This is a genomic window from Nostoc sp. 2RC (assembly GCF_014222165.1).
In the GTDB taxonomy this organism is placed as follows: domain Bacteria; phylum Cyanobacteriota; class Cyanobacteriia; order Cyanobacteriales; family Nostocaceae; genus Nostoc; species Nostoc linckia.
Genome location: NZ_JACKZU010000345.1, coordinates 1 through 8,864 on the forward strand (window position 1 = coordinate 1; position 8,864 = coordinate 8,864).

The 8,864-nt window shown below is 39.6% G+C and carries 12 protein-coding genes; 6 read left to right on the forward strand and 6 right to left on the reverse strand.

The window, feature by feature from the left end; all coding sequences use genetic code 11:
* Positions 1-212 precede the first annotated feature (212 nt).
* Together GNE10_RS27800 and GNE10_RS27805 are read right to left on the reverse strand one after the other, a co-directional pair.
* Positions 213-446 (reverse strand): hypothetical protein, encoded by a 234-nt coding sequence (locus GNE10_RS27800; RefSeq protein ID WP_260447062.1) that lies wholly within the window; start codon positions 444-446, stop codon positions 213-215.
* Between the two features lie 112 nt (positions 447-558).
* Positions 559-1,707 (reverse strand): alanine--glyoxylate aminotransferase family protein, encoded by a 1,149-nt coding sequence (locus GNE10_RS27805; protein WP_185568794.1) that lies wholly within the window; start codon positions 1,705-1,707, stop codon positions 559-561.
* Positions 1,708-2,029: 322 nt separating this feature from the next.
* On the opposite strand from GNE10_RS27805, the gene GNE10_RS27810 reads away from it, so the two are divergent.
* The 3 genes from GNE10_RS27810 to GNE10_RS27820 all read left to right on the forward strand — a co-directional run bounded on the left by GNE10_RS27810 (position 2,030) and on the right by GNE10_RS27820 (position 3,707).
* Positions 2,030-2,608 carry an HPP family protein gene (locus GNE10_RS27810; protein ID WP_311774859.1) on the forward strand — a complete coding sequence of 193 codons (579 nt, stop codon included), beginning with the start codon at positions 2,030-2,032 and terminating at the stop codon, positions 2,606-2,608.
* Positions 2,609-2,677: 69 nt separating this feature from the next.
* Entirely contained in the window at positions 2,678-3,346 is a 669-nt protein-coding gene (locus tag GNE10_RS27815; RefSeq protein ID WP_185568796.1) for a DUF1345 domain-containing protein, read from the forward strand.
* A gap of 115 nt (positions 3,347-3,461) precedes the next feature.
* Positions 3,462-3,707 (forward strand): ChaB family protein, encoded by a 246-nt coding sequence (locus GNE10_RS27820; RefSeq protein WP_185568797.1) that lies wholly within the window; start codon positions 3,462-3,464, stop codon positions 3,705-3,707.
* Between the two features lie 253 nt (positions 3,708-3,960).
* Here GNE10_RS27820 and GNE10_RS27825 read toward each other — a convergent pair whose 3' ends face one another.
* Together GNE10_RS27825 and GNE10_RS27830 are read right to left on the reverse strand one after the other, a co-directional pair.
* Positions 3,961-5,058, reverse strand: coding sequence for a T3SS effector HopA1 family protein (locus GNE10_RS27825; RefSeq protein ID WP_185568798.1), 1,098 nt, complete (start codon positions 5,056-5,058; stop codon positions 3,961-3,963).
* Positions 5,059-5,410: 352 nt separating this feature from the next.
* Positions 5,411-6,649 carry a phosphotransferase family protein gene (locus GNE10_RS27830; protein ID WP_185568800.1) on the reverse strand — a complete coding sequence of 413 codons (1,239 nt, stop codon included), beginning with the start codon at positions 6,647-6,649 and terminating at the stop codon, positions 5,411-5,413.
* 261 nt (positions 6,650-6,910) lie between these two features.
* Here GNE10_RS27830 and GNE10_RS27835 point away from each other — a divergent pair, with 261 nt between their 5' ends.
* Entirely contained in the window at positions 6,911-7,324 is a 414-nt protein-coding gene (locus GNE10_RS27835; RefSeq protein ID WP_185568801.1) for a hypothetical protein, read from the forward strand.
* Between the two features lie 301 nt (positions 7,325-7,625).
* Positions 7,626-7,949: a hypothetical protein gene (locus tag GNE10_RS27840; RefSeq protein ID WP_185568803.1), complete on the forward strand. Its 324-nt coding sequence runs from the start codon at positions 7,626-7,628 to the stop codon at positions 7,947-7,949.
* Here the strand turns inward: GNE10_RS27840 and GNE10_RS27845 are convergent.
* Together GNE10_RS27845 and GNE10_RS27850 are read right to left on the reverse strand one after the other, a co-directional pair.
* Positions 7,941-8,327: a type II toxin-antitoxin system VapC family toxin gene (locus GNE10_RS27845; RefSeq protein ID WP_185568804.1), complete on the reverse strand. Its 387-nt coding sequence runs from the start codon at positions 8,325-8,327 to the stop codon at positions 7,941-7,943. The genes GNE10_RS27840 and GNE10_RS27845 overlap by 9 nt on opposite strands.
* Entirely contained in the window at positions 8,324-8,563 is a 240-nt protein-coding gene (locus tag GNE10_RS27850) for a type II toxin-antitoxin system Phd/YefM family antitoxin (RefSeq protein WP_185568806.1), read from the reverse strand. Before GNE10_RS27850 ends, GNE10_RS27845 begins: the two co-directional genes overlap by 4 nt.
* A 70-nt stretch (positions 8,564-8,633) precedes the next feature.
* Between GNE10_RS27850 and GNE10_RS35575 the strand changes: the two genes are divergently transcribed.
* Positions 8,634-8,864 (forward strand): hypothetical protein (locus tag GNE10_RS35575; RefSeq protein ID WP_221643018.1); only part of this gene is annotated, 231 nt, incomplete at its 3' end.

Here is an 8,864-nt window from a genome sequence, read left to right on the forward strand (position 1 = left end):
TACAAGGATCAGGCGGAATTGGAGGTAGGTGACCGTCTGGGGGGCTCGGAGATGTATAAAAAAGGCAGGGTTGGGGGTGGGGTAAAACGATTGTGGAGCAAGAGTTTGAGCTTAAGTTGACACTGATGAGCAATGCTAAAGCCCCTACAACAGATGTGGTTTTTTCAAGCACTTCATATTTTGTATTTACCGTCAATGCGTAAGTCGTATATTTATGTGTTGCCAAGATTTAACAAAATGATATGAGCGACTTGCATTGTGAATGCATTGACTTGCATCGTGAATGCATTGGCTTGCATTGTGAATGCATTGGCTTGCATTGTGAATGCATTGGCTTGCATCGTGAATGCATTGGCTTGCATCGTGAATGCATTGGCTTGCATCGTGAATGCATTGGCTTGCATCGTGAATGCATCGACTTGTAAAATATCAACTTTGCTTGTCAATCAATGCTAGAGCGATCGCCATTGTTCTCAAAAGCGTTAAGCTTTAACAGCAACTCATAGTGTGACTGTTGACGATTAACATTCAACAGTCAACACTCAACACAAATTCAGCTTATTGAGGTAAAACTTGGCGCAATGCGGCTATTAGTTGGTCAACACTTTCCTTACGACTATTAAAGCCCATTAGTCCCACGCGCCAGACTTTACCAGCGAGTTCGCCAAGACCACCGCCAATTTCAATATTATGTTCATCGAGTAGCTGTCGAGCGATCGCTTTGCCGTCTACTCCCTCTGGAATGCGGACAGTGGTAAGGGTAGGCAGTCGATATTCCCGCTCAACGTGCATACTTAATCCTATGTCTTCCAAACTTTCCCAGAGATATTCTACGTTCTTTTGATGACGCTGCCAGCAGTTTGCTAATCCTTCTTCGGCAACTAAACGCAGTGCTTCCCGCAATGCATAGTATAAGTTAATTGGTGCTGTGTGGTGATAGACGCGATCGCTACCCCAATATTTACTCAGCAAAGACATATCTAAATACCAATTGGCAACTTTTGTGCGGCGCTTTTGTAATTTTTCGGCTGCACGCGGACTCATGGTAAAAGGCGAAGCACCGGGTGGGCAACCCAAGCCTTTTTGGCTACAACTATAAGCTAGGTCAACTCCCCAAGCATCCAAGAATATAGGAACGCCGCCAAGACTTGTAACGGTATCTAGTAATAATAAAGTGCCAAATTCGCGACACAAATCAGCAACTCCCTCTAAAGGTTGGCGTGCGCCAGTGGAAGTTTCGGCATGAACCAAAGCAAGAATCGCTGGACGATGGGTTTCCAGGGCAGTTTTCAATTCTTCCAAGCTGAAAACTTGTCCCCAAGGCTTAGTAATTGTTCGCACATCAGCGCCATAACGTCCAGCCATATCCACCAAGCGATTACCGAAGTAACCAGCTACGCCAATCAAAACCACATCACCGGGTTCCACGCTATTGGCGATGGTTGCTTCCATTGCTGCTGTTCCCGTACCACTAACTGCAATGGTGAGTGGGTTTTCTGTTTGCCATACGTAGCGCAGCAACGATTGAATTTCATCCATCAGTGCGAGAAAAGCCGGGTCAAGATGCCCGACTGGTGAAGTATTCATCGCTTGCAGAACTGTAGGATGGGCATTGGAGGGGCCAGGCCCCAACAGTAAACGGGAGGGGATTTCTAAAGGTGAGAGTTGCAGGCGTTGAGAATCGTTAATTGAAATTGTTGGCGTCATAATTTGTCTTCGCTTAGACGGTACTTACCGCATCATAAAGCGAACGCATCACCGATGTTTGAGTCCGTCTATCATTTGCCAGAAGAAGCAACAGCCACAAAGTTTTACAGTAAGTCTAAGGAAGGAGCGAATCCAATACTGCTCGGTTAAAGATTTTTAACTCGGCATTGGGGAAAGGGGAAAAGGTGAGCCAGCGCGGTCTTGGGGGTTTCCCCCATGAGCGACTGGCGAACCCCGAAGGGGTTAAAGGGTAAAGGTTAAAGGTTTTTTCTTTCCCCTTTTCCCCAAAACCCGACAAGTATTGGGAGCGAATCAACCATTCATGGGAAAATTACCCAACCAAACAACTCTCGACTTTTTTTCAAATCAAATTTTTCGAGCGATGAGTCAAAAACGTTCGAGTTTAAAACCTTTGCAAGGAGCAAATCGGAATTTCAGACGCAGGCTAAATCTCAAAGGAGAAATAGCTCTGGTAACTGCGCCAACTGTCATCGTCCTATTGGTAATGGCTTTGGTAGAAGCTCTCAGCCAACAGCGCCTACTATTTGCGTCCCTAGCTTCCAGTGCATTTCTGATTTATCTTGACCCCCTGCACGGTACAAACGCTGTGAGGACGCTGATTTTAGCTCAAACAATGGCTGCTAGCATTGGATTTATTACTTATTCAATCTTTGGTAATGGGTATATTTCTGGTGGGATTGCAATGGTAATTGCTATTGCTTTCATGATTTTCTTCGATGCAATGCATCCCCCTGCTGTTGCCACTTCTCTAAGTTTCGCCTTAAAAGCCGGTGATGTAAGTAATTTATTTTTATTCGCTCTAGCCCTGGGCATAACTGTCTTATTAGTCGGTTTAGAACGCTATGCCTTATGGCTACTATCACATTATACTGAAGGGTAATATCAAGGTATCTTATTCTAGATTTACGTGATTGAAATCCAATAAATTACACTGGCGATCGCAATTTTTGTGAAACTTAATTTATTGAAAAACTTTGACCCGCGACCTCGACTTTTCATAGCTGTTGGAGTCGCTTTATTAATTTTGGTAATAATTCCACCTTGGCTGCATTTAGCAAGTCGTATTCTTTGCGCTTGGAACTTTGGTGCTGACTTTTTCTTAGCCATAACTTGGTGGAAAATGCTCAAAGCTACACCAGAAAAAATTCGTCGTTATGCAGAGAATGAATATGAAGGACATTTGGCCATATTCATACTCGTGATTGCGGCGGCTTGTGCTAGTGTTTTAGCCATTGGATTTTTATTAACTGATAAAGAACAGTTATCAAAAATGATGCTTAGCCTACATGTCATACTTTCAATTATGACAATTATAGGTTCATGGTTATTAGTGCATACACTATTTGCAGTGCAGTATGCACATATTTATTACAAATATAATAGTCAGAATAATAGCGAAAAAATTACCAGAGGTTTAGATTTTCCTCATAACGACTATCCAGACTACTGGGAATTTTTATATTATTCATTTGTGATTGGCATGACTAGCCAAGTCTCAGATGTGCAAACGACATCACGCGATATGAGGCGCTTGACGTTGCTACATGGTATATTATCCTTCTTTTTCAATACCACGATTCTAGCTATGAGTATTAATATTATTGCATCGTTAATCTAAAATTTTTTTGACTCAGCCAAAAGTATGATTATTTAGTTCTCTACTTAGAGAAAGATGGTATTGGATGATTAATTTTTTAGTATGAACTTAAGTAAAAAAAATTGGAATTAAGTTTATGCCAGAACAAGGAATCAATCAATTACCTGAAGACATTAAACAACAATTACCCGAACACGCACAGCAGATTTTTACAGCAGCATTTAGCGCCGCTCAAAAAGATGGTTTCAGTGAAGAAGGTGCCCGTGAAGTTGCTTGGAATAGCGTCAGAAATGAGTACGAACCAGGTGGCGATGGCAAATGGCACAGAAAGCCTGAAGATACTGCCACACATAATAAATCTGTGACCTCTGGTGGTAACTAATGGTTTGTTCCATTAGTTCTGATAGGTTCGTAGTCATCACTTTAGCAAGAAAGGCAGAGGGCAGGAGGTAATTCTGATTCCTGCCCTGTGCCCTTTGCATAGCTGCCTTCTTTAGTGCTGAAAAATCAAGGACTAAAGTCCTTACTACGAACATTTTTCCTACAAAATTAATGGGACAGACCACTAAGTTAGAATTACTCATCAATACAGCAAAACTCAGTAGACCGAAAAATTTGTGTGCTGTTTATTAACTTTAAATTTGCTGTAATTTCAGGGGAATATAAATATCTTGAGAATTAGGGTTAAGGTAGGGACGCCGTAAGTCAATGGCATGGCGTGTAAAGTGTTGGTTAATCACCCTCATCCGTTCTTCCATTGCATTCTTCCCTTTTTGCCATCCTTCTAACAAGGCATTAGCAACGATTTGACAACGGTTCATACCAAAACTTTCTTGGGCGGCAAATTTTTGACTTGGTTCTTCAGCTAAACCTAACCCTGGTGCTAAAAATTTGGTAAACAAGGGAATTTCCTGGTGGAAATGAAATTGATTCTCTGGATAAACTCTTTCAAGGATGCTGTGGATTGCTGCATAGTCTTGGAGTTCAAAGTAGAGTACCCCTGAATCATAGCGTCCGTATACAGAAGGATTATGGAGAACCTGAAAGTTAAAAGGAATGGAGGCTGCATTGAGTTGCAGTGTTAGGCTATTCATAAGAGCGATCGCACCAGATGGCGTTAAGTTAAAGTAAATTCGCCCTGTTCCTAAGTCACTGTCTGGATTTTTTTGCTGTTCCTGTGCCACATTACTAACTGCCACATAATAACCGTTTTGTAGACGATTTTTAGGCATCCAAATTGCTACTATATCACCTACTTTGGTAGATTTTTTACTTGATTCTAAGTGACAGTCCGGCTCAATATAAAGCGTTAAACCGCCTTTTGTCACCGCCATCGTACCATCAACTTCTCGCCGCAACACTTCCCATTTTGAGTCAAAGTAGCCTATACCGTGATTATTTTCGTGTAGTTGTTTGTAGAAATCCCAATCAATATCCGAAACATAACTATCTTCTAAATTAGATTGAGACATGTGATGTTTAATACTAGTATTAGGTATTAAACTATTTTGTAGGGAGCCATTGTAATAGATACCATAAAGAAAATTTCGCAGTAGTAGAGTCAGATACTTTTGTTGCAAATCTGCTGGGGTTTGCTGAAATCTCTCAGCTACTTTAGTCGGCAGAGCAAAGGGTTGATATTTGGGATGGTAAATACAAAAATTTGGCTCAATCTGGATATTGTGAGCAATATCTAATAGAGAAGTCAGCGGTTGATTGGCAGAATATAGCATTAATCCATTTATAACTCAATAAAATAAAATTCCAAATCATAAAACTATGATGGGGCAAAATCCTCTGAGATTTACCATCGGAGAAATAATATGCACAAGAATTTAAAATTTCGTAAAAATTCAATACTCAAAATTCAGAATTCCAAATAAATACAATGCGATCGCTGTGTTAATTCATCAAATATAGACTTCTATTTGATTGGGTGAAAAAATTAGTAGAGTTTGATTACTTTTTTCCTGTTCCCTCCATAGATGAATTATTTGGGCAATCAAAGGAGATTTCTATATTTTGATGATTGTTTAACTACTTTGACTCCTGAATTCTGAATTATTGCTGTTGGGTTTCTTTTCATTAGCAACCACGAAGTCGAGTTTTTTCGTAATAAATCCGAAGTAACTGCTGCTCTTTTTGAGGTTGAGGAAGTTTATGAATTTTGGCCACAGGGTTGACAATTTCTGACTGTGAGATGCCGAAAATATTCAACACAGCCTGTTCTGGCATAGTGAGTAAACTTTTAGCTACTTGCAGCATACAGATATCAGTATTGCTAAAGTATTTTTGGCAAGTCATTCTATCCTGGATTTGATGAATCAGTACCAGTCCTGCAAATTGCATAACCCGCGAAATCAAGTCACTACGGTATTCTAAAATCATCGGGAAAGCATTGAGGTAAGACCTGATGAGAGCAATCATTGAAGGCTGTAAAAGCTCTAGGGGTATCAGCGCCAAATGTAGAGATTGTTCTAATTCAATGGTAGGGTCTACTACTAAACTTTTAAGCCAAATTTCTAAATAGCTTGCTAATAAAGTTCCTAAATCAAAAGCTGGATCTCCCCAAGCACAAGCTTCCCAATCAATTAGCCGCACTAGGCAATTGTCTAGTTGCTGCCAGCGAGAATGAACTAAAATATTGTTCAATTTCAAATCGTTGTGAGTTAGACAGCAAGGGTTCCACTCATATGCCAAATCTGCGATCGCAGATTCCAAACTCTCATATTGTTGATAGAGAACATAGAATTTCAACGCATCGCTGGGAACAGCACCAAAAATTTCTGGGCCAATCGAACCTACCCCCTGGGCTGGATTGTAAAAGCCATAGCGAAACTCTCCTTGGGGAGCAGCTGCCATAAAATCCCTATATTCTCGGTGCTGGAAGGTTGTACGATGCAATCCTGCCAAAGCTGTACCGATGGCATAAGCAATTTCTGGTGGAAAAATTCCATTGTTGTGGTATAATGTCCCAAGCTCTAGGTAGTCACTTAAGTAGTTACGGACGAGGATAGAATTTTCTTCGTCAAAATGCACTACCAACGGTGCAATGGTCGAAACATTACCGAAAACTGGAAACTGCTGGAGCAATTGATGAAACAGCCACTCTTTGAATAATTCATGGGGCTGACCTTCATTGTTAACGTTACCTTCTTGTTTAAGGAGCAGCTTGCGATTATCGGCAAGAGTTACCACTAAATTAAAATTTTTCTTGCTACTCCCTGGCAAATCAGATTTATCCGTTCTGCCACCTTCTGAGTTACACAGATCCGCGTCTTGCAGATACTGGATAACGTTATGAGAAGACAGTGATAATACCATGTATTATTTCCTACTTCGTAAATTACCGTAAATTCATCCGTGTTAGAATTCCCTCAGCCCTGGCAGTTTTGAGTAGATAGTAACTAGTGTGTGCGAACAAGAATAAAGATTTGTACAATCTACTAATATCGCATATTTACGATGGAAACCTGCCAAAATGGCACCTAGCTCTTTATAATTGCTTTAAAATCGCCTCCATGACTCCGTGACATCTTTACACTTCCTCAGCGTACTTACTTAGACACATCTAGAGTAAATTTTGTGGTAGAGCTTTTATTTAGCTCTGCGTCCCTTGTTTGTAGCGGATTAGCAGCATCCCCAGCAAAAAAACTGATTGGCGGCAGATGTCAATACTTGTCGGGTTTTGGGGAAAAGGGGAAAGAAAAAACCTTTAACCTTTACCCTTTAACCCCTTCGGGGTTCGCCAGTCGCTCATGGGGGAAACCCCCAAGACCGCGCTGGCTCACCTTTTCCCCTTTCCCCAATGCCGAGTTAAAAATGCACAAAGCGAGCAGCATTGCGGCAGATGTTGTCAGTAGTCATCCTGAAAGCAGCGAAGAATTTCAGCAATTCTTCGGGGTACGAAGCATGACTTTCAACGTTATTATTTTTATTTATCATCACAAAGCCAAAAAAACCGGAAATTTTCTCCGGTTGGTAATTATTTTCTGCTGAAATTTTGATAATTGATACCCCAAAGCCTTACTGCTAGGTGATTTGTGTCACTTGCAAGCTTTCGACGATGCACACAAAGGCTACATGAGTGGTTCTTATGGAAGTAATGTTTTGTGAAGCGATCGCCAAGCGTTAATTTATAAAGTAGGGATATGCAGCTGTATGCGCCTACAGAAGATTAAAGTGCGTTACGTTGAGCCAGCGCTGTGGGTACATTTTTTGAGTTGAGACAACTGAGGAACCTGAAGAACTTTACCCTAGCGCACTATGTTATCTTAAAAAACAATTATTTTAAATAATTATGGCCAACCAAAGCAATGCTCCTCCTGCTGTTGATTATGCACCTCTAGAATTACAAGGGGAATTAATGGCTATGCAACAATTAACAACTGAGGAATTATTAACTATTGCTCAAAGTCAAGTTCCAGACACACAACAAGAACTGCATTTGCAATTATTAGAAAAAAATCAAAACAATCAATTAAGTGAGTCAGATAGGTTTTTGTTGAGTTCTCTAAGAGTCAGTGCTGATTATTTAATGCTGAAAAAAGCCTATGCTTATGCACTTTTACAGTGGAAAGGCTATTCTCTTCCAAATTTTGAGCAATTATTAACGCTAATATAAAACACCTATCGAGTAAGATTGAATTGCTGGGTCTACACTTACAACTGTTAAATTATGTTGTAAAGCTTGGCAAATCAACATTCTATCAAAAGGATCGCGATGTAATAATGGTAAATTTAAAAGTTGAGCAACGCTTTCTTCATCTAGACCGAGACTACTGATTAAATGCTCCTGACGCTGTTTGGGAAGGTAGATTTCAGGTGATTGTGGTAATGGTAATTTACCTAACTGGTATTTAACAGTTGCTTCCCAAATCGAAACGCAACTTAAATATACTTCGTTATTTAAATCACGAATGCTATTTTGTAAATGAATTGGTAATTTGCGATCGCCACTAATAAACCATAAGAAGATATGGGTATCTAATAATAGTTTCATTTCCCTTCAAAACTATTCAAAATTTCTTCAGGTAAGGAACTATCAAAATCGTCTGGAACAATGAATTCACCAGCACATAATCCATAAGGTCTCATTTGTTGAGAAGTGGGTGAAACGGGTTTAATTTCTGCAATAGGTTTTCCTGCTTGCATGATAATAATACTTTGCCCTGCCGCTACTTGTTCAAGATAGATAGTTAAGTTTTGCTGGATTTCATCAATTGTTACAGTTAGCATGACCGTATTTCTTATAAAAATATAGTAATATTTTCAATTAGTAATGTTTTTATAAAGTTAAATAGTTACTATGTCAAGTCTAATTATAACAATTTTAAAAAATTATCTTGAACGATTTTGCTGTGATTGTTTCAGTAAAAGGCAAATAGACACTATTTTTTCCGGTGGAGGCTTTAGCAGGGATGAATCAATAAATTTTGAATATAAACGTGATTTAATAAATCAATATTTTCAATCAGTAGATTGGGAAAGTCCAGTAATAATATCCAAATTAAATCAAGTTATAGAAACAATATTATAT